Genomic DNA, 19,279 nt, shown 5'->3' on the forward strand with positions numbered 1-19,279 from the left:
GCAGGCCGCTTGCGATGTACCAAAACGCGTTGTTAGCGCTGATCAACTATCCTGACAACACCACCAAACTTAGTGGGGTCTGCCAGACCTTTAATCAAGATATAGGGATATAGAACTCTAAGACCCGCTATATCTGTGACGTTACCCCAGCAGGTTTAAGCCGGGCCCCGTAAGTGTCAACATATATAATTCGGCTAAAAGCTTGGTTAAAACCCACCTTTCCACCGGATTAAGCGGCGCTGTCTTACAGAGTTTGTGAGCAGTCGTCAAAATTTGGCCCGGGCCTTAGGGATTTAGCGGGCTAGGCGGCTGGGCCTTCCTCGCCGTTGTCCCTTGTGAATGCTCGTGGATAAGGCCGTCGGTGCTGCTGGCCAAAAAATCAAAGCCAGGGACCATGGGATTGCTCGCGGGTGCAAAACTGGGCGAATCGGATTCGTTGACCCCAAGCCTTGCCCATTTGGATGGTGCTGACCCCTTGTTGGGGCGTTCCCTTGCTTTATATAATGGTTGTGGGCGGCACCTTGGGACGGTTGCCGACGGCGATTCAAAAAAAATGCATCTTTGATCATTTTTACCTTTGACATGCCGACGGCAGGGGCCTATACCACCGCTCGCCCCGACGGAAACGCCGGGCGCTCAATCCAAAAAGTCAGCGACGCTGATTTAGGGTTGCAGTCTCCAAGACAGTTTGGTTATTCTGCTCGACCGATCCCGGTTCGAGTGGGTCGTGACCTTCTCATTGTTGTTTTTGAGATTGTTCGTTGTTGGACATCGTGAAGTGCTGTGCATCTTCGAGGAGATACGCGGCCGGCGGCTTGATGATCGTGGCCTAGGTTTTTGCCAGGCAAACATCAGCCAAGTCTCTGGTCTCATTCAGAAATCTTCTTGGGATGCTTGTTATATTAATAGCCAAGCAAACCCTTGTTTGTTTTTTGAGAAACGACAAGATGACTTGAGCCAAACGTCAGCGATAAAATTTAAAGACTTCGGTTTTTAAACTTTTTGAAACTGGCGCATCAAACTTGAGAGTTTGATCCTGGCTCAGAACGAACGCTGGCGGCAGGCCTAACACATGCAAGTCGAACGCACCTTCGGGTGAGTGGCGCACGGGTGAGTAACACGTGGGAATCTACCTTTGAGTTGGGAATAACTACTGGAAACGGTAGCTAATACCCAATACGTCCTTCGGGAGAAAGATTTATCGCTCAGAGATGAGCCCGCGTCCAATTAGATAGTTGGTGGGGTAACGGCCCACCAAGTCGACGATTGGTAGCTGTTCTGAGAGGAAGATCAGCCACACTGGTACTGAGACACGGACCAGACTCCTACGGGAGGCAGCAGTGGGGAATATTGGACAATGGGGGAAACCCTGATCCAGCCATGCCGCGTGAGTGATGAAGGCCTTCGGGTTGTAAAGCTCTTTCAACGGTGAAGATGATGACGGTAGCCGTAGAAGAAGCCCCGGCTAACTCCGTGCCAGCAGCCGCGGTAATACGGAGGGGGCGAGCGTTGTTCGGAATTACTGGGCGTAAAGGGCGTGTAGGCGGACTATTAAGTCAGAGGTGAAAGCCCGGGGCTCAACCCCGGAACTGCCTTTGATACTGGTAGTCTTGAGAATTGGAGAGGTGTGTGGAATTCCTAGTGTAGAGGTGAAATTCGTAGATATTAGGAAGAACACCGGTGGCGAAGGCGGCACACTGGCCAATTTCTGACGCTGAGGCGCGAAANCGTGGGGAGCAAACAGGATTAGATACCCTGGTAGTCCACGCCGTAAACGATGTGTGCTGGCCGTCGGGCAGTTTACTGTTCGGTGGCGTAAGTTAACGCGTTAAGCACACCGCCTGGGGAGTACGGTCGCAAGATTAAAACTCAAAGGAATTGACGGGGGCCCGCACAAGCGGTGGAGCATGTGGTTTAATTCGAAGCAACGCGCAGAACCTTACCAGCTCTTGACATCCCGGTCGCGATTTACGGAGACGTATTTCTTCAGTTCGGCTGGACCGGTGACAGGTGCTGCATGGCTGTCGTCAGCTCGTGTCGTGAGATGTTGGGTTAAGTCCCGCAACGAGCGCAACCCTTACTGTTAGTTGCCAGCATTTAGTTGGGCACTCTAATGGGACTGCCGGTGATAAGCCGGAGGAAGGCGGGGATGACGTCAAGTCCTCATGGCCCTTATGGGCTGGGCTACACACGTGCTACAATGGCGGTGACAGTGGGCAGCGAAGGGGCAACCCCAAGCTAATCTCCAAAAACCGTCTCAGTTCGGATTGTCCTCTGCAACTCGAGGGCATGAAGTTGGAATCGCTAGTAATCGTGGATCAGCATGCCACGGTGAATCCGTTCCCGGGCCTTGTACACACCGCCCGTCACACCATGGGAGTTGGCTCTACCCGAAGCCGGTGCGCTAACCTTTTAGGAGGCAGCCGACCACGGTAGGGTCAGCGACTGGGGTGAAGTCGTAACAAGGTAGCCGTAGGGGAACCTGCGGCTGGATCACCTCCTTTCTAAGGAAGCTTGGCAAGTAATCAGGATATCCCGCGACTGTTAGGTCGCCGGCTCCGTATCTCCTCGGGATCGACCGTAAGGTCTGGTTTTCCGAGTTGAGAAGACGCACAGCAAACAACCATTGAGTGATAGGTACCTTAAAGGCGTGGCGAGCCGTTTTACGTGTTCGCTCGGATCCTAAGTGTGGGTCCATCGTCATGGGTATCCGGGCTTGTAGCTCAGTTGGTTAGAGCGCGCGCTTGATAAGCGTGAGGTCGGAAGTTCAAGTCTTCCCAGGCCCACCAGATTTTATCGGCGCGACATTCGGTAGATTAGGTTCGCTAATCTCTTTTAGTTCGTTGCGCCGGTTCCAGATGGGGCCTTAGCTCAGCTGGGAGAGCGCCTGCTTTGCACGCAGGAGGTCAGCGGTTCGATCCCGCTAGGCTCCACCATCTGCTCATAACATTGGTTGTTATCATTTGAGAGTTTCGTCAGATGTCTGTAAGACGTCCGGCGCAGGTTCGAGGCTCCGGCCTCAACCACTCGTTGTTGGAAATTGTATATAGGGTGATCGGTTCGTCATAGTTGACGCCAGGAGATGGATTCATCTGCTGGATATAAAAGACGAACCAAACATCACTTCGATGATCGCATCGCAAAGTTGTCCCGCTATTGGTTCTGCGGAACTAGGGTCAAAACTGGCAGATGCGCGGTTTGAGGGGCTCACTTAGGCAACTCTTATCGTGGAAACCGCACCTCGCTTTTGGTGTAGGCAACCTGATGATCATTGTAGAGATTCTAGTGTCTGAATGCTGATCGTAGCCCAGACGCGTCGATGGTTAAGCGCCCCTGACCGACATCAGGGGATACCGTGACTATCATCGTGCGTGGGCGTGGGCTGAGATCAAGCGTCTGGAAGGGCATCTGGTGGATGCCTTGGCGCATGCAGGCGATGAAGGACGTGGTACGCTGCGAAAAGCTTCGGGGAGTTGCGAACAAACTTTGATCCGAAGATATCCGAATGGGGCAACCCAACCGTAAGGTTATCCCTCACTGAATTCATAGGTGAGGGAGGCAAACCCGGGGAATTGAAATATCTCAGTACCCGGAGGAAAGGACATCAACCGAGACTCCGCTAGTAGTGACGAGCGAACGCGGACCAGGCCAGTGGCCTGACTTGAGCAACCGAAATCGTCTGGAAAGGCGACCCATAGAGGGTGATAGGCCCGTACGGGTAAGCAAAGGTCAGGTCCTCGAGTAGGGCGGGGCACGTGAAACCCTGTCTGAACGTGGGGGGACCACCCTCCAAGCCTAAGTACTCGCATGCGACCGATAGTGAACCAGTACCGTGAGGGAAAGGTGAAAAGCACCCCGATAAGGGGAGTGAAACAGTTCCTGAAACCGGATGCCTACAATCAGTCGGAGCCCCCTTGTGGGGTGACGGCGTACCTTTTGTATAATGGGTCAGCGACTTAGTATACCTAGCAAGCTTAAGCCGGTAGGTGGAGGCGTAGCGAAAGCGAGTCTGAATAGGGCGATTGAGTTAGTTGTATTAGACCCGAAGCCGAGTGATCTAGCCATGGGCAGGTTGCAGGTGCGGTAACACGCACTGAAGGACCGAACCCACTTCTGTTGAAAAAGAACGGGATGACCTGTGGCTAGGGGTGAAAGGCCAATCAAACTCGGCAATAGCTGGTTCTCCGCGAAAGCTATTTAGGTAGCGCGTCGTGTGGTGACCAACGGGGGTAGAGCACTGGATGGGCTAGGGGGGCGCGAGCCTTACCAAACCTAACCAAACTCCGAATACCGTTGAGTAAAGCACGGCAGACAGTCCTTGGGTGATAAGGTCCAAGGACAAGAGGGAAACAGCCCAGACCGCCAGCTAAGGTCCCAAAGTTATGGCTAAGTGGGAAAGGATGTGGGAAGACCAAGACAATCAGGAGGTTGGCTTAGAAGCAGCCATCCTTTAAAGAAAGCGTAATAGCTCACTGATCTAAATAAGTCGTCCTGCGCCGAAGATGTACCGGGGCTCAAGCCATACACCGAAGCTGCGGATCTCCTTTTGGAGATGGTAGCGGAGCGTTCTGTAAGTCTGCGAAGGGTAACCGTGAGGTTGCCTGGAGATATCAGAAGTGAGAATGCTGACATGAGTAGCGATAAGGCATGTGAGAAACATGCCCGCCGAAAGTCCAAGGGTTCCTGCGCCAGGCTATTCCGCGCAGGGTTAGTCGGCCCCTAAGGCGAGGCTGAAAAGCGTAGTCGATGGGAATCAGGTTAATATTCCTGAACTTGGTGGTAGTGACGGCGTCTAGCTGTAGTTCATCCTTATCGGATTGGATGGGCTGCGAAGGACGTCCAGGAAATAGCTCCACCGTATAAACCGTACCCTAAACCGACACAGGTGGACTGGTAGAGTATACCCAGGNGTTTGAGAGAATGATGTTGAAGGAACTCGGCAAATTGCCCCCGTAACTTCGGGAGAAGGGGGCCCTATGCGCGGGCAACCGCGTGTGGGGGGCACAGACCAGGGGGTGGCGACTGTTTACTAAAAACATAGGACTCTGCGAAGTCTCAAGACGACGTATAGGGTCTGACGCCTGCCCGGTGCTGGAAGGTTAAAAGGAGAGGTGAGAGCCTTGAATTGAAGCCCCAGTAAACGGCGGCCGTAACTATAACGGTCCTAAGGTAGCGAAATTCCTTGTCGGGTAAGTTCCGACCTGCACGAATGGCGTAACGACTTCCCCACTGTCTCCAACATCAACTCAGCGAAATTGAATTCCCCGTGAAGATGCGGGGGTCCTGCGGTCAGACGGAAAGACCCCGTGAACCTTTACTATAGCTTTACAGTGGCGCCAGAGGTGACATGTGTAGGATAGGTGGGAGGCTTTGAAGCGATAGCGCCAGCTTTCGTGGAGCCATCCTTGAAATACCACCCTTGTTGCTTCTGTCGTCTAACCATGGCCCGTGAACCCGGGTCTGGGACCCTGTATGGTGGGTAGTTTGACTGGGGCGGTCGCCTCCCAAAGAGTAACGGAGGCGCGCGATGGTAGGCTCAGGCCGGTCGGAAATCGGTCTTCGAGTGCAATGGCATAAGCCTGCCTGACTGTGAGACTCACAAGTCGAACAGAGACGAAAGTCGGTCATAGTGATCCGGTGGTCCCGCGTGGAAGGGCCATCGCTCAACGGATAAAAGGTACTCCGGGGATAACAGGCTGATACCGCCCAAGAGTCCACATCGACGGCGGTGTTTGGCACCTCGATGTCGGCTCATCTCATCCTGGGGCTGGAGCAGGTCCCAAGGGTACGGCTGTTCGCCGTTTAAAGAGGTACGTGAGCTGGGTTTAGAACGTCGTGAGACAGTTCGGTCCCTATCTGCCGTAGGTGTTGATACTTGAGAGGATCTGTCCCTAGTACGAGAGGACCGGGATGGACGTACCTCTGGTGGATCGGTTGTCACGCCAGTGGCACAGCCGAGTAGCTATGTATGGACCGGATAACCGCTGAAAGCATCTAAGCGGGAAGCCGTCCTCAAAACCAGGTATCGTTGAGAGTCGTGGAAGACCACCACGTTGATAGGCAGCGTGTGGAAGCGTGGCAACACGTGAAGCTAAGCTGTACTAATCGCTCGAGGGCTTGATCTCGATTAAAGCCCGCGTCCACTTACGATGATGTTCATGGTATTAATCAGAACATCGCACTGGTTGATCAACCAGACACTAGAATTAGCGCGTAACCGAATGGTTTTGGGCAACCTGGTGGCTCTAGCAAGAGCGAAACACCCGATCCCATCCCGAACTCGGCCGTGAAACCTCTTAGCGCCTATGATACTGCGTCTTAAGGCGTGGGAAAGTCGGTCGCTGCCAGGTTGCCCAAACCCATCGGTAACCGCGCTGATTTAGGATCACCCTATATTTTCCGCTTAAGCCGTCAGTTTTTACTGGCGGTTTTTTGTTGTCTGACTGTCAGCGCTGTCTAAGGCGCATCGTCAGCAGAGCCATCGCTAGGATGTAGGCTGCAACCTCACCAACAAGCGCGATCATTAAGAGGTCTTCTATCGAGCCGCCCTTCTGGGTGATCCAGTAGAAGGCGACAGGCAATGCGATCACCCTCGTCATATTGGCCCACATAATGTCCTGGGTACGCCCCAGGGCTAGGCTCGCCGTTGTCATGGCAGAGCGGGCAAAACGGCACGCAAAGATCAGAACCACAGGCAGCAGGAGTGCAGCACCGGTGGCGAAGTCCTTCCCATAAACCAGCTGGTATATAGGTGACCCTAAGAGCCAGGCACCGATACTGGCCGCCAGTGCCATGGCTGCCAGGCAGGCAATGGCCTTCCAAATGCGGCCAGCCATGGCAGCGGGATCATCCCGCAACTCAGAGAATAGCGGCAGCAGCAGGCTGTTTGAGATCCGGATCAGCACCAGAAACGGGGTCATGCCCAGAACCAATGCGGCGCTGAAGAGGCCAAGCTCTACCGCGTTGAACTGGTTGGCGACGATCACCCGATCCCCTTGCAAGGCGAGGAAGGTCAAGAAGCCGGAGGCAATGAGCGGCAAACCAAAGCGAAGGCTGTGCTTCAGAATTGATGTATCCCAGCCAATGTTAAATCGTCGTTCTGCCGTTAGATGGGTGCCGATTGCGTAGATCGCGATCTCAATCGCGAAGATCACCAACACAATGCGGAAGTCACCAAGCCATAGGGATAACGGCCACAACGCCAAGAGCGAGACAATGACGCCGATACTCTCCGGCAAGATATTGGCCTGGTACCGTAAGCTCCGCTCCTGTCGATAGACATCAAGGTGCAGAACCCCGCGCAGCAGGGGCAGGATAGCAAAGAGCTGATACGCCCAAACCAGATCAGGCTGGTTGAACAGGGCTGCCGCTGGACCTGCCAGGACAAGCAGTAGCACTGATATCAGGGCTGCGCGCAGTAGGGCGAGCCCCTGAATGGCGCCAATAAACCGAGGGTCTTCACCCCGCCGATCCTGAACAACCAGCTTCTCCAGCCCTAGATCGGAGAGCAGCTCAACGAAGGACAGGGCAATGATGAAGGTTGAGGCGATGCCAAACTGTTCAGCGCCGATAAGGCGGGCAAGGATGATGTTTCGCCCAAATTTAGCGAGGGCAATCCCAAGGCGCCCGGTGACCAGCACGCCACCGCCGCGAAAACGCCCGCCTAGCTTGTCGCGGAGCCGTTGTGGGACCAACATACATCACCGTCACGCCGTTATGGCCCATGGCAGGGCCAATATCGCTAGGTCGGTCTCTTTGTCTTTGTTAGGCATGAAGAGACCGTCACAAACGAGAGCGCTCCTTCGTTTTGAACCAACTACTGGCCATTATCGGAACCCCAAAGGCTGGCACAACCTCGCTGGCCCATTGGCTCGGAAATCGCCCCGAGTTCGTGCTGGGTGTGGAGAAAGAGCCGCGATTTTTCACTGAGTTTGCGAAAACCAAGTGGTCGGGGCCCGGCGGTGACGCCTTCGCCGACACGTTGATCAGTGATGAGCAGGCCTATCGGGCCAACTTCCCGCACCTCAAAGACGATCAATGGGCGATTGATGCCTCCACTGATTACCTTTGGCATGAGCCAGCATGCGAGTTGCTGAAGCAGTATGGGCAGAAGGCGCGGGTAAAGCTTATCTGTCTGGTTCGTGACCCGGTTGATCGGGCCATCTCTGAATATAATCACACCCTTCGTGAGGGGTGGGAGCCACTATCTTTCGCAGACGCCCTCGCAGCAGAGGGAGACCGGATGGCGGATCATTACCATCCGCTTTTCTATCACCGCCGACGTAGTGAGGTCGCCGGTGACCTGGCACGGTTCCATGCGGCGTTTGGCGGTGACCTCTTGGTTCTAAGCTATGATCAATTGAGCAACCCGCAAGCCATCCTGGACCAGGTCAGTGGGTTTCTGGGCCTGCCATCCCGCCCGGTGGGTGACGCGACGGCACGCAATCCATCCCTGCTGCCACGCAATTCTTTTGTCGCGGCGCTTAAGTCGAACAAACAGCTGCATAGGTTGGTTAAGCGGGTACTGCCGCAGGGCCTGAAGGACCGTTTGCGTCAAGCCACCCATGTTGATGCGAGAGAGGTTGAGACAATTCCCCCGGCTGACATTGCCGCATTCCGTACCTCCATGGCGGCGGAAATCCAGCACTGCCAAGAGGCGGCCTATATCCCCACGGAAGGTTGGATGGCCCCGTAACGGGGTAGGGCATTTAGCAATCCATTAGAACTTGCTAAACTTCCCGCCGATCGACCACCCGCTCCGCTCTTTGCGCTGGAACGGGCGGTGACAATCATGGCGGGGGTTTGGTTCGATGGCGCGGGATATAGCCTCATATCGAGAGCATTTGCGGGCAGAGACGGCGGATATTCATGCCAAGGCCGATAAGACCTTTGCCGCTTTAGACCTAACCACTCGGCAGGATCTCTCAATCTTCATGATGACGATCTATGCAGTGATGGATCACCTTAATCAGATCATTAAACGTGATGGTCTCGCCAGTGATCCAACGGTCAGCTTGGTGCCAGAACTGGTCGATGATCTAAGGGGCGATTTACGTGCCTTGGGCCACCCTGATGCCGATATTGGTTGGCGGGCTGGTGTTCAGGGATCGCTCGATCCATTGGCCATTGGCTATGTAGTCCAGGGCTCGCGTCTTGGCACGGCGATGATGGCAAAGCATTGGGCGAAGAGTACGGACCCAAGGGTTCAGCAGGCCGGCCGTTACATGTCATCTCGCATTGATACCAATGATTGGCGGGCCCTTCAGGGTGATCTCGCCGATATCCCATTGGATAGTGAGCGCGCGAAGAAGATATCCGCCGATGTGCAGACGCTGTTTGAAATGCATCTATCGGCCTATGAGGCAGCGCGGGTTAAGGCTGACCCATCTTCCGCTGTGGCCTGAGGGGCCTGATTAGCTGACTAGAGAGATATTCGCGATATTGCCGACCGCCTGGAAACCTTCCAGCCGCTTGATGAAGTCGCGCGCCCAGGCATCCACGGTTTGCCCGAAGACAACCTCTGCCATCGCTTCATAGCGCTCAACCCGTTCTTCCCGGGGCATCTTCAGCCCCTGATCGATAGCATCGGCGATGCTGGCGATATCATAGGGGTTCACGATCAGCGCCTCGGTCAGCTGCTCTGCTGCACCGGCAAAACGTGAGAGGACGAGCACGCCCGGATCCGATGGGTCCTGGGCGGCCACGAACTCCTTCGCCACCAGGTTCATGCCGTCGGCCAGTGGAGTAACCAGGCAGACATCGGCGGCCCGGTAGAGCCCGGCCAGCGTGTCCCGGTCAACATAGCTGTTGATGTAGCGGATCGGTGTCCAATCCAGTGCGGAGTGCCTGCCGTTCTGCTTGCCCGCCAGCATGGCGAGCTCATCCCGTAGGTTCTGATACGCCTCAACCGCTTCACGCGAGGGGGTGGCGATCTGGACAAAGCTGGCGCGCGGGTCGCCCTCACCCCGTCGGTTCAGCCATTCGCCGAACCCTTCCATCCGTTGGGGCAGGCCCTTGGAATAGTCCAGGCGATCAATGCCCAGGACAAACTGATCACCAGGCAGCAGGTTTACCGCCGCGCGACCATCGTGTTGCTTGGCCGTATGCACAAAGCTTTCGGGATCAATACCGATCGGGAAGCTGGCGATTGAAACGATCTTGCCCTGATAGCCAACGCGGCCATGGCTGAAGATCTCCGTGCTCTCAATCCGGCGGAACACCTCAAAACACGTGGCCACATCGGCCTCGGTCTGCAGGCCGATCAGGTCATAGGCGGAGAGCCATTCAACAAACTGATCCTTATCCGGCAGTGCATCCACATCCTGGATGGTCGGAAACGGGATATGCAGAAAGAAGCCAATCCGCGCGGTCACACCACGGGCGCGCAGGGCCTTGGCCAGCGGGAAGAAGTGGTAGTCATGGATCCAGATTAGATCGTCTGGTTCGATCAGGGAGGCAATGCCCTCGGCGACCCGCTCATTCACCCGCAGATACCCATCCAGGTAGTCGGGCTGCAGATCCATCAGATCACTGCGGCGATGGCAGAGGGGCCAAAGGACGGAGTTCGCGTAACCGAAATAGTAGTTTTCTTGGTCTTCCTCAGACAGGTCGAAGCCCATCTTGGTGTAGCNATCGGCACCTAATAGGCGAACGGCCGGCTGCGGGTCTTCCACAAGCTCTGGGTTGGCGCCAAGCCAGATACCACCAAGCTCCTGAAGGCACTCATGGAGGGCAACAACCAGCCCGCCCGACAGCTCGTCGCCAACCGGAATTCGGTTAGAGACGACGATTAAGCGCCCCATTTTTCAAGTCCAATCACGTAAATCTCTCCTCGGCCCAATATAACACCAGGCCCCCGAAAGAAGCTTAGCATGATTGCCGTTGCCAGCGGGCGAGCATCTCATGGACGGCGGCAGGATTCTGACATCTGAACGGGGCCATCGTCGGCCCATCCCCCACCTTGATGGCGGTGCCACCCTGGGCGAGCGCCACCTTGAACATGTCCTCATCGGTGGTGTCATCGCCGATGGCGACGGGCGTTCCGGCACTGAATTGGGCCATCAACTTGGCAACCGCTGCACCCTTTGATGCCTCCCGATGCTTCAACTCAACTGCCATCTTGGCGTCATGCAGTTCGAAGTCGGGTAGGGAGGAGAGGGCCATGGCGGCGGCCTCTCGCACCGCGGCTTCCGCCTCTGGCCGTCCACGGTAATGAAGGACCACACCGGTCGCCTTCGGTTCACAGAGAATGCCGGGCAGGCTGTCGGCAAAGCGTTCCAAGGCACTGATTGTGTTGGTCAGGGCTGCCTCGATCTGGCCGGTTACCCGTTCGATCTCACCGTTCTGGAACAGCTCTGCCCCATGGCCACCGGCAAGGATGCCGTCGTAATAGGGCAGAATGGATTGAATATCGGCAATCGCCCGACCGGAGACGAGGGCAATCCTACCATTGGTCTGGTCGCCCAGATTGGCCAGAAGGTCCTTTAGCGATGCGGGTACCGCGATGGCATCTGGCCGTGGGGCGATATCCACCAAGGTCCCATCAAAATCCAGGAATAGCGACGCATCTGCCAAGTTCGGCAATGGCAGTGATGGGCTCTCTGAGATGTCCTGGGGCTGTGGGTCGGCTGACATTGTGATGTTGAAAGCTAGGGCGGATTAGTTTCGAACCGCGAGATACTGCGCTGGTATCTCAACCGGCGCTGGCATTGGTTTGCTTATGAGGCGGGTCGCGCGGCAGGCGATAATGGCAAGATAGGCACCCATAAGGTTCGCCAAAACCGCGGCTAGCACAATCCCAAAATAGCCGAACAGCCATTGGCCTATAATGGTGGCGGGGATATAGACGGCGGCGATGCGGGTAACACTGGTGGCGAGCGAAAACACAGCGCGGTCGCGGGCGTTATTGGCGGCATTCGCAACCACCAGCACGCCATAGCCAAACAGGGTCAGCCCAACAAATTGAAGGTATAGCGCGGCATGGCGGATCGCCTCATCGCCCTGGGCAATCAACCCGGCAATGGGCTGCGCAAACAGCAGTAGGGTGGCACCCGCCACCACGCCATAGGCGAGGCACGCCATGAAAGAGAGATGGGTAGCAAGCTCTGCGCGATCACGCTTTTCTGCACCCCAGTTCTGACCCACGACGGGTCCAATGCCACTGGATAGGGCCAGCATTGGCACCATGATGACAGCTTCAATCCGACCTGCGGCACCGAACCCGGCCACCGCCGCATCGCCAAAGCTGGCGACAAAGCCAGTCACAATCGCCATGCCTGCAGGGTTAATGGAATTCGACAGGGCGGCGGGGCCACCCACCCGCGCAATCCGGCGCAGCGTTTTATCCATGTCTTGGAGCGTTAGGCACGCAGTATTTAAGAACCGCTGTGTCAGCACATAGGCCAACACACCGATGGTCCCAAGGACCCGGGCAAGGGCGGTTGCCAAACCCGCACCAGCGGCACCCATCTCTGGTATCGGTCCATAGCCAAAGATCAGCAGCGGGTTCACCACCACGTTAAAGATCGCAACGGCAACCATGACTCCGGCGGGCACAACGCTGGATCCGTTCGCCCGCACAACGGCATTCGCCGCCATCATGAGGACCAGGCCGGGAAAGCTAACGGCCCAGTAGAAAATGTAGTCCATCACCGCCTGTTTGGTGGCGCCCTTGGCCCCCATCAGGCTGAAGATAAACTCACCACCCAGGATCAGCAGGCCACCAACCACAATGCCAAGCAACAGGGCAAAGCCTAGGCCATGGGCTGCCGCACGCGCGGCAAACTCTCTGTCCCCCTTGCCAATCGCTTGAGACACCACGGTGTTAAGGCCGGCACTAAGGCCGATTGATAGGCTAAGAACCGCGATGGTAACCGGGTATATAAAGCCGACGGCCGCAAGCTCATCCGGCCCGTACTGACCCAGAAAGTAGGCATCGGCGACGCCAACACTGATGACGGCCAGGATGCCGAGCGTCATTGGCGCGCTCATCCGGAACAGGGCGCGGGCGACGGGGCCCTCGGTTAGATTTCTGCTGTTTGCTTTTTCGCTCACGCGGCGAGTGCCAATTCATGGCACCGGCCATCCAACGCCTCAATACGGCTCATAGTATCGCTCAGGCAGCTTTGGCCATCTGGTCGCGCCAATCTGCCAAGTGACGAATATGGTCCGGGCCAACCTCACAGCAGCCACCAAGTAAGCGTGCGCCCTGATCGTACCAGGATGCGATATGTTCGGCGTAAGCTGCCGGATCAAGATCGCGTCGGGCGCTCAACTGGTGAACACCGTCGCGGAAACGCCAATCACTGGGAATCTCGGTAAAGCCATTGGCATAGCCACCAAATGGCCGGTCATTACGACCTTCCACGGCAGCTAGCGCAGGCATGGCGGCGGTCAGGGTTTCCGGCGATGAGCAGTTGAAGATTAAGCCATCCACCTTCAAGCCCTCTAGGTGGCTAACCGCTTCAAAGATTGTCTCACCGCTTCTTAGTTTCGCGCTCAGATCATCGCGCAGGGTCCAAGAAACCCAGACAGGCAAGCCGCAGTCTTGGCTTGCGATGGCAGCACCGCGGGCTTCCTCAGCCGTCGACATGGTCTCGATCAAGACAAGGTCTACATAGGGGCCCAAATGCTCCAGCATCTCTTGATAGAGTGGGATAGTCGTCTCTGTCGGTAATGTATGGTCTGGACGATAGCTGCCATTAAGCGGCGGCAATGACGCTGCCACCAAGACAGGGCGGTCAACCTCATTCGCGGCTTTTTGCGCCAGTTCACCAGCTTGGCGGTTCATTGGGCCGATTTGATCTGCCATGCCGAAATCCCGCAAACGGTTCGGGTTGGTGGCATAGCTATTGGTGATCAAAAGATCAGCCCCGGCCGAGACGAAATCCCGGTGTACGCCGAGCACCATATCTGGATCGTCAACAAGCGCCTGTGCCGACCAAAGCTTTGAGCGATCGGAAACACCGCGCTTAATCAACTCCTGGCCCATACCGCCATCCATCAATAGGAAGGGATGGTCGCTCAGTAGTTTGTCGATGGTGGTCTGTCCGTTTTGATCGGCCATTGCTCGGCTCCGGTTTTATCTGTTGGGTCTGCGCTCAGAGGTATCAAACGTCTTTGGTTAATCTGCCGTCGCATATTCAGCGTGTTAGGTCTAATCCAAATCCACTTCTTTCGGCATCTTCGCGCAAGCGTGATGTGGAGAGCCTTGCAAAACAGAAGCCAAGCGCGCTGTCTGCCAGGCTTAATGTTGGGAAAGTTAAACCGATGACAAGCCGCTCTATTTTATCCAGTCTCGCGCTTGCGATGGCTCTTTTCACGCTAATGGTGCCCGACGGCGTTAACGCCCAACAGGAATGTGGGGCGGCCGAACGACCCTGCGCGGTCGCCGATGGCAGCTATCAACTCTTCTCACCCCTAACTTTGCCGCGTGATGGCAAGGTGAAGGCGCTGGTCTATTTCCACGGCTGGCGCGGCACGGGCGCAGGTGTGATTGGCAATAAGGGGCTGCAAGAGATTGCGACCCGCTATGACCTCTTATTGGTTGCCCCCAATGGCCGCAACCGCACCTGGGCCCATAATGGATCACCCAGCCAGGCGCGCGATGATCTGGCCTTCATCGATACCGTGTTGGAAGACATTATCGACGACCACAATGTGGATCCGCGGCGGATCTATGCGGCTGGCTTCTCACAGGGTGGGTCGATGGTATGGGATCTGATCTGTCGACGCCCGGAACGCTTTGCCGGGTTCGCCCCAATCGCCGGCGCATTCTGGCATCCGCAGCCAGTTGAATGCGATGGCGGTGGAAGGGCACCCGTGGTGCACTACCATGGCACCGGAGATGGCGTTGTGCCCATGACCGGACGCCCGATCGGCAGCGCCTACCGCCAAGGGGATGTCCGCTACAGCATTGATACCCTAGCCCAGGCCAACCAATGCCCAGCGGCGCGGCAGATAACCCCGGCCGATAGCGAGTTGAGCTGTCAGGATTGGAGTGGCTGTGGCAATGGCGGCGGCATTCAGCTTTGCCTCCATGATGGCGGCCATATCCGCCCGCCGGGATGGTTTGACCGGGCGGCGGATTGGTGGGGCCTAAAACCGCTCAATCCTTGAGGTACCGGTGACAACGGGTGTTTTCTCCGTTGTTTTCTTGAAGGTAACACTTGGCATCTACCATATAGATTGGTAGACCAACGCTCCCGGTGCGCCCCGCCAGACCTTCGGGCGGCGGAATTCGGTCATCGGCGATTGGCGCGGGGTGGAGCAGCCCGGTAGCTCGTCAGGCTCATAACCTGAAGGTCGCAGGTTCAAATCCTGCCCCCGCAACCAACAAAATCAAGGGCTTAGTGAGAAACTCACTAAGCCCTGATTTGTTTCTAGAGCGTGCTCTGGCCGCGATGATACCTTGCTTGGGCGTTCGGTGGTTGGCCCTTACCTTGTCGGTGGGTCCAGCCCTCAGCTCGGCTCAATATTTTCCCATGTCTAAAAACTCATCCTATGGCCTGAACAAGGCTGAGCTGTTTGTGCTCGCTATTGTTTTGATCGCATTGCTGGCGTCGTTGTTCATGACCATGACCCACGCGCAGAACCTGCTGAATGCCTTTATCCCCTTTAGCGGCCTGCCGATCCTATATGCACTCGGTTTGATTGGCTCCGGGCCTATTGCTTATTATTTTGTGAAGAAGTGCCTGCGCGTTGCTGAGGATCTTTCAGACCTAAAAGAGAAGGTTCAAGACGCCCCGGATGATCGACGTGCCGAGAAGATGAACGACGAGATCAAGCGCCTGAACGGCGTGTTGCTCGGCGTGGTCGCGGGCGGTCTACTGCTAAGTTATCTAGGTGCCGCCAGTATGCTCTTGCTGAACAAGGCTGGTGCCAGTCTCCAGGCGGAAGAGGTCGGCCTAGTAACCAGCGCCTTTATTCGAACCGAAAGCTCGAGCACCAGCGGCAGCGCCACCAGCACGCAGTACTGTCTGGTCGCTGTTGAGTTCGCCAATGGCGATGCGATTAGTCTCAGGGAAGATACCCGCAGATGCCAACGGTTGGGCGAGGGTGATGAGCTTCCCTTCACCCGCTACCGAGGTCTATTCGGCCTAGCCTATTACAGCCAAGTATCGGGATAGATTAATGGCTGCACGCGCTCGGCGGCTGACCCTGGCAGTTCGCCCCAAAATCTAGCGTTTTTGCCCTCTTGGCCGGGTTGAGTTACGCTCAACCTCCGATTGCCGCTTATGCGGTGGCTAGCAAATGTGGGGGTCTGTCTATGTCTCAGGATCGGAATTCCAACACTGTTATCGACCTTGCTGGGGTCAGGCTTTTCGCCGTGTTTCCACTTGCCGCCCTTATCGGGGTGGTGATGCTGACCGCTGGCATGCCACTGGCCTTGGCGCAATCAACCTCTCTGGGTGAGCTGGATGCCAAGGAGGGGGAGGCCTGGGTAAATCAAATTCCACTGCCTGATTTACCGCTGCCTGAGGTGCTCCCAAATGGTGAGTCCCTAAGCTCCGCCGCGTTCAAACCACGGCTTAGCGATGAAGAGGTTGAGGCCATGGGTGATCGCGCTATCGAGCGGTTAGAGGCCTCTATCGTGAATGGATATGTGCGAATTCCTGGTACGAGCGCCCAGCCCAAAGGGAGTGCGGTTACCTTCAGTCCAATCGCGATGATTGCGTTGGATTGCGATGTGAACGGGCCGCGATTGCATAGTCCGTTCAATGATCGCCATCTGAAGCTTACCGAAGAATGGCACCCGCTTAACAAAGGGCCGTTTTTCATCTACGCGACGGATAGGCAGAAGGCAGGTGTTTGCGAAGGTGTTTTCGCAAAACTGACCAGTATCACGGCCGGATCGTCATGATTGGATAGCAGAGCGGTTAGCCGGTTCGGCCGCCCGCTCTGACAATCCAATTCTTAGCCACCAAGCCCGGTATGGGCAAAGTCAGCTTCAGAGTGCCGCTCTGGCACCTTCTCATTGTCCTCGCCCCAGGTGCGATTGACGAGACGGCCGCGCTGAACGGCTTTGCGCTCAGCGATCTCAGCTGTCCAGCGTTGCAGGTGCTTGTAGCTGTCGACATCTAGGAACTCGCCAGCATCGTAAATCTTGCCCTGGGCCAGCACGCCATACCATGGCCAGATCGCGATATCGGCGACGGTGTACTCATCACCCGCAATGAATTTGGAGGCTGCCAAACGCTGGTCGAGCACATCTAGCTGACGCTTGGTTTCCATGGTGAAGCGGTCGATTGGGTAACGGAACTTCTCTGGCGCATAGGCATAGAAATGGCCAAAGCCACCGCCCAGATAGGGCGCGCTGCCCATCTGCCAGAACAACCAGTTGAACGTCTCCGCTCGTTTCGCTGGATCCGTGGGTAGGAACGCGCCGAACTTCTCAGCGAGGTAGGTCAGGATTGACCCTGACTCAAACACGCGGACTGGGGATGGCCCGCTGCGGTCAAGCAGGGCGGGGATTTTCGAGTTCGGGTTGATATCGACAAAGCCACTGCCGAACTGATCAGCATCGCCGATATTGATCATCCAGGCATCATACTCCGCCCCCTTATGGCCGAGGGCCAGGAGCTCTTCGAGCATGATGGTTACCTTCACCCCGTTGGGCGTACCCATGGAGTAAAGCTGCAGCGGGTGCTCACCGACCGGCAGTTCTTTCTCCTCCCGCGCGCCGGCGGTTGGGCGATTGATATTGGCAAACTTGCCGCCATTCTCAGCGTCTGGGGTCCAGACTTTGGGCGGTTCATAAACGTCGCTCATAGCTTCTTATCCGTTCATATTTTGGGCGTGTTGCTGGATCGATTGCCAGCACAGGTCGCGATACACATGGCGTGTCCAGCCCCCTGGTTAAAGCGAAACCTTGTGATGACTTGCTCAATAGATCCCGGCATCGAGCCCGGCGGCGAGGGTTTGGGCGAGTTCGGCCACGGCATCCTTAAAGGCTTCATCCCAATCACCCTGCAGGGTCAGAGGTGGTTGAACCAGGCGCCAGTTTAGGCCGGTGAAGATACTCTCCAAAGCCCGGCGGGTACCGGTGCCATCACTGCCGGCCCGCACATAAAGCGCCACGGGCAGGCCATCGGTTTTGCCCTCCCACTCATAGAAACTGCGATCAAACAGATCCTTGGTAAGACCGGCCATATAGCCAAGGTTCTCGGTTGTGCCGAACAGCACCGCCTGGCTCCCTAACACGTCTTCGGCTTGGGTCTCTTGCGGGGTTTGCAGCCGTACCTCAACGGCATCGAACATCGGGTCGCGGGCAGCCTCGGCGGCGGCCTCCCGCAGCCGTTTGGTGTTCGGCGACGGGTCGGTGGCGATGATCAGTAGTTTCTTGGTGGCCATGTTTTGGTGCTATTCCTGATCGGGTTGATCGTAATGGGCCGCAGGCTTGGATTGGTTGGCAGGAAACCATGGATAAGAAACAACAAAAAGAAGAGATCAAGCGCCTGCAGCGGCATTTGCTCCAGATCCAGCATGCCTATACCCGGGATGGTCGCAAGGCGATGATCGTGCTGGAGGGCTGGGATGCCGCCGGTAAGGGGGGGTTAATCCGCCGCTTTGCCGCCGGGCTCGACCCCCGGCCATTAAAGGTCTGGCGCATCGGTCCCCCGGCGGAGACCGAGGAGGGGGCCCATTGGTTGCGTCGCTTCTGGGTCAAGGTACCGGCGGGCGGTGAGATCGCGGTCTTCGATCGCTCTTGGTATGGCAGGGTTCTGGTTGAGCGTATTGAAGGGTTCGCGAGTGAGGATGAATGGCGCCGCGCCTATGATGAGATCAACCATTGGGAACAATCACTCTGTGGTGAGGGCTACCGGCTGGTGAAGCTGTTCCTCGACATTACACCGGAAGAGCAGTTGAACAGGTTCCGCGACCGTTATGACAACCCGGCCAAGCGCTGGAAGATTACTGAAGACGACCTCCGCAACAGGGCGCGTTGGGATGATTATGCTGCCGCTTATGAGGAGATGATTGAGCGGACAAGCAGCGATTTCGCCCCCTGGCATCGCCTGAAAACCGACAGTAAGCATGAGGCACGGGTGCGTGGCCTAACCGCGATTGCCGATCATCTGTCGGACGGTGTTGATCTGGCCTGGCCAGACGTATCCCCCTCAATTCACAAGTTTTTTGCCCAGAACTAGGCGGTAGCCAGATGCCGCGCCGGTTTCATCTTGGTTAACAGGGCTAAGCCTGCGGACGAGCGGCTCATGATCTCGTAATCTCACGTGACTCGCGTTCGGCCGGGCTGGGCGCTAGGCTAGAGAAAAGAACG

At 56.5% G+C, this 19,279-nt stretch carries 13 protein-coding genes, 3 tRNA genes and 3 rRNA genes; 12 read left to right on the forward strand and 7 right to left on the reverse strand.

Features of this window, described 5'->3' with window-relative positions; all coding sequences use genetic code 11:
* Positions 1-1,018 precede the first annotated feature (1,018 nt).
* The 5 genes from KI792_09475 to rrf all read left to right on the forward strand — a co-directional run bounded on the left by KI792_09475 (position 1,019) and on the right by rrf (position 6,350).
* Positions 1,019-2,504 (forward strand): 16S ribosomal RNA (locus KI792_09475).
* A 208-nt stretch (positions 2,505-2,712) separates the two neighbouring features.
* A tRNA-Ile gene (locus tag KI792_09480) sits at positions 2,713-2,789 on the forward strand.
* 71 nt (positions 2,790-2,860) lie between these two features.
* Positions 2,861-2,936: transfer RNA gene (locus KI792_09485), tRNA-Ala, on the forward strand.
* Between the two features lie 450 nt (positions 2,937-3,386).
* Positions 3,387-6,125 (forward strand): 23S ribosomal RNA (locus KI792_09490).
* A gap of 110 nt (positions 6,126-6,235) precedes the next feature.
* Positions 6,236-6,350, forward strand: a 5S ribosomal RNA gene (rrf, locus tag KI792_09495).
* The 16S, 23S and 5S rRNA genes sit together here with 2 tRNA genes alongside, the layout of an rRNA operon.
* A gap of 96 nt (positions 6,351-6,446) precedes the next feature.
* Here the strand turns inward: rrf and KI792_09500 are convergent.
* Entirely contained in the window at positions 6,447-7,697 is a 1,251-nt protein-coding gene (locus KI792_09500) for an oligosaccharide flippase family protein (GenBank protein MBV6633247.1), read from the reverse strand.
* Between the two features lie 110 nt (positions 7,698-7,807).
* Here KI792_09500 and KI792_09505 point away from each other — a divergent pair, with 110 nt between their 5' ends.
* Entirely contained in the window at positions 7,808-8,695 is an 888-nt protein-coding gene (locus tag KI792_09505; GenBank protein MBV6633248.1) for a sulfotransferase, read from the forward strand.
* A gap of 115 nt (positions 8,696-8,810) precedes the next feature.
* A complete protein-coding gene (locus tag KI792_09510) occupies positions 8,811-9,404 on the forward strand; it encodes a hypothetical protein (protein MBV6633249.1) in 594 nt (197 codons plus the stop codon).
* 9 nt (positions 9,405-9,413) lie between these two features.
* Here the strand turns inward: KI792_09510 and KI792_09515 are convergent, their stop codons facing one another.
* The 4 genes from KI792_09515 to KI792_09530 all read right to left on the reverse strand — a co-directional run bounded on the left by KI792_09515 (position 9,414) and on the right by KI792_09530 (position 14,065).
* Entirely contained in the window at positions 9,414-10,802 is a 1,389-nt protein-coding gene (locus KI792_09515; GenBank protein MBV6633250.1) for a trehalose-6-phosphate synthase, read from the reverse strand.
* 64 nt (positions 10,803-10,866) lie between these two features.
* Positions 10,867-11,634: a trehalose-phosphatase gene (gene otsB, locus KI792_09520; protein MBV6633251.1), complete on the reverse strand. Its 768-nt coding sequence runs from the start codon at positions 11,632-11,634 to the stop codon at positions 10,867-10,869.
* Positions 11,635-11,658: 24 nt separating this feature from the next.
* On the reverse strand, positions 11,659-12,990 hold the full coding sequence (locus KI792_09525; GenBank protein ID MBV6633252.1) for an MATE family efflux transporter: 1,332 nt from the start codon (positions 12,988-12,990) through the stop codon (positions 11,659-11,661).
* 124 nt (positions 12,991-13,114) lie between these two features.
* Complete coding sequence (locus KI792_09530) at positions 13,115-14,065, reverse strand: homocysteine S-methyltransferase family protein (protein ID MBV6633253.1); 951 nt, start codon at positions 14,063-14,065, stop codon at positions 13,115-13,117.
* 242 nt (positions 14,066-14,307) lie between these two features.
* Between KI792_09530 and KI792_09535 the strand changes: the two genes are divergently transcribed.
* From KI792_09535 to KI792_09550, 4 genes are all read left to right on the forward strand, one after another.
* Positions 14,308-15,117: a hypothetical protein gene (locus KI792_09535; protein ID MBV6633254.1), complete on the forward strand. Its 810-nt coding sequence runs from the start codon at positions 14,308-14,310 to the stop codon at positions 15,115-15,117.
* 139 nt (positions 15,118-15,256) lie between these two features.
* Positions 15,257-15,333: transfer RNA gene (locus KI792_09540), tRNA-Met, on the forward strand.
* 149 nt (positions 15,334-15,482) lie between these two features.
* Positions 15,483-16,127, forward strand: a complete 645-nt coding sequence (locus tag KI792_09545; protein MBV6633255.1) for a hypothetical protein — start codon at positions 15,483-15,485, stop codon at positions 16,125-16,127.
* A 140-nt stretch (positions 16,128-16,267) separates the two neighbouring features.
* Positions 16,268-16,861, forward strand: coding sequence for a hypothetical protein (locus KI792_09550; protein MBV6633256.1), 594 nt, complete (start codon positions 16,268-16,270; stop codon positions 16,859-16,861).
* Positions 16,862-16,914: 53 nt separating this feature from the next.
* Here the strand turns inward: KI792_09550 and yghU are convergent, their stop codons facing one another.
* Positions 16,915-17,769 (reverse strand): glutathione-dependent disulfide-bond oxidoreductase, encoded by an 855-nt coding sequence (gene yghU, locus KI792_09555; protein ID MBV6633257.1) that lies wholly within the window; start codon positions 17,767-17,769, stop codon positions 16,915-16,917.
* 114 nt (positions 17,770-17,883) lie between these two features.
* Complete coding sequence (locus KI792_09560) at positions 17,884-18,351, reverse strand: flavodoxin family protein (GenBank protein ID MBV6633258.1); 468 nt, start codon at positions 18,349-18,351, stop codon at positions 17,884-17,886.
* A 68-nt stretch (positions 18,352-18,419) separates the two neighbouring features.
* Here KI792_09560 and KI792_09565 point away from each other — a divergent pair, with 68 nt between their 5' ends.
* The gene (locus KI792_09565; GenBank protein MBV6633259.1) at positions 18,420-19,148 is read left to right on the forward strand and encodes an AMP phosphotransferase; all 729 of its coding nucleotides are present in this window, start codon (positions 18,420-18,422) and stop codon (positions 19,146-19,148) included.
* The last annotated feature ends 131 nt before the right edge of the window (positions 19,149-19,279 follow it).

This window comes from Alphaproteobacteria bacterium SS10, from assembly GCA_019192455.1.
Lineage (GTDB): Bacteria > Pseudomonadota > Alphaproteobacteria > TMED2 > TMED2 > TMED2.

Bases quoted from the DNA above. Each gene is read 5' to 3' on its own strand.
- KI792_09565 (MBV6633259.1), top strand. From the start codon at position 18,420: ATGGATAAGAAACAACAAAAAGAAGAGATCAAGCGCCTGCAGCGGCAT.
- KI792_09530 (MBV6633253.1), bottom strand. From the start codon at position 14,065: ATGGCCGATCAAAACGGACAGACCACCATCGACAAACTACTGAGCGAC.
- KI792_09500 (MBV6633247.1), bottom strand. From the start codon at position 7,697: ATGTTGGTCCCACAACGGCTCCGCGACAAGCTAGGCGGGCGTTTTCGC.
- otsB (MBV6633251.1), bottom strand. From the start codon at position 11,634: ATGTCAGCCGACCCACAGCCCCAGGACATCTCAGAGAGCCCATCACTG.
- KI792_09510 (MBV6633249.1), top strand. From the start codon at position 8,811: ATGGCGCGGGATATAGCCTCATATCGAGAGCATTTGCGGGCAGAGACG.
- KI792_09550 (MBV6633256.1), top strand. From the start codon at position 16,268: ATGTCTCAGGATCGGAATTCCAACACTGTTATCGACCTTGCTGGGGTC.
- KI792_09560 (MBV6633258.1), bottom strand. From the start codon at position 18,351: ATGGCCACCAAGAAACTACTGATCATCGCCACCGACCCGTCGCCGAAC.
- KI792_09545 (MBV6633255.1), top strand. From the start codon at position 15,483: ATGTCTAAAAACTCATCCTATGGCCTGAACAAGGCTGAGCTGTTTGTG.
- yghU (MBV6633257.1), bottom strand. From the start codon at position 17,769: ATGAGCGACGTTTATGAACCGCCCAAAGTCTGGACCCCAGACGCTGAG.
- KI792_09535 (MBV6633254.1), top strand. From the start codon at position 14,308: ATGGCTCTTTTCACGCTAATGGTGCCCGACGGCGTTAACGCCCAACAG.
- KI792_09525 (MBV6633252.1), bottom strand. From the start codon at position 12,990: ATGAGCGCGCCAATGACGCTCGGCATCCTGGCCGTCATCAGTGTTGGC.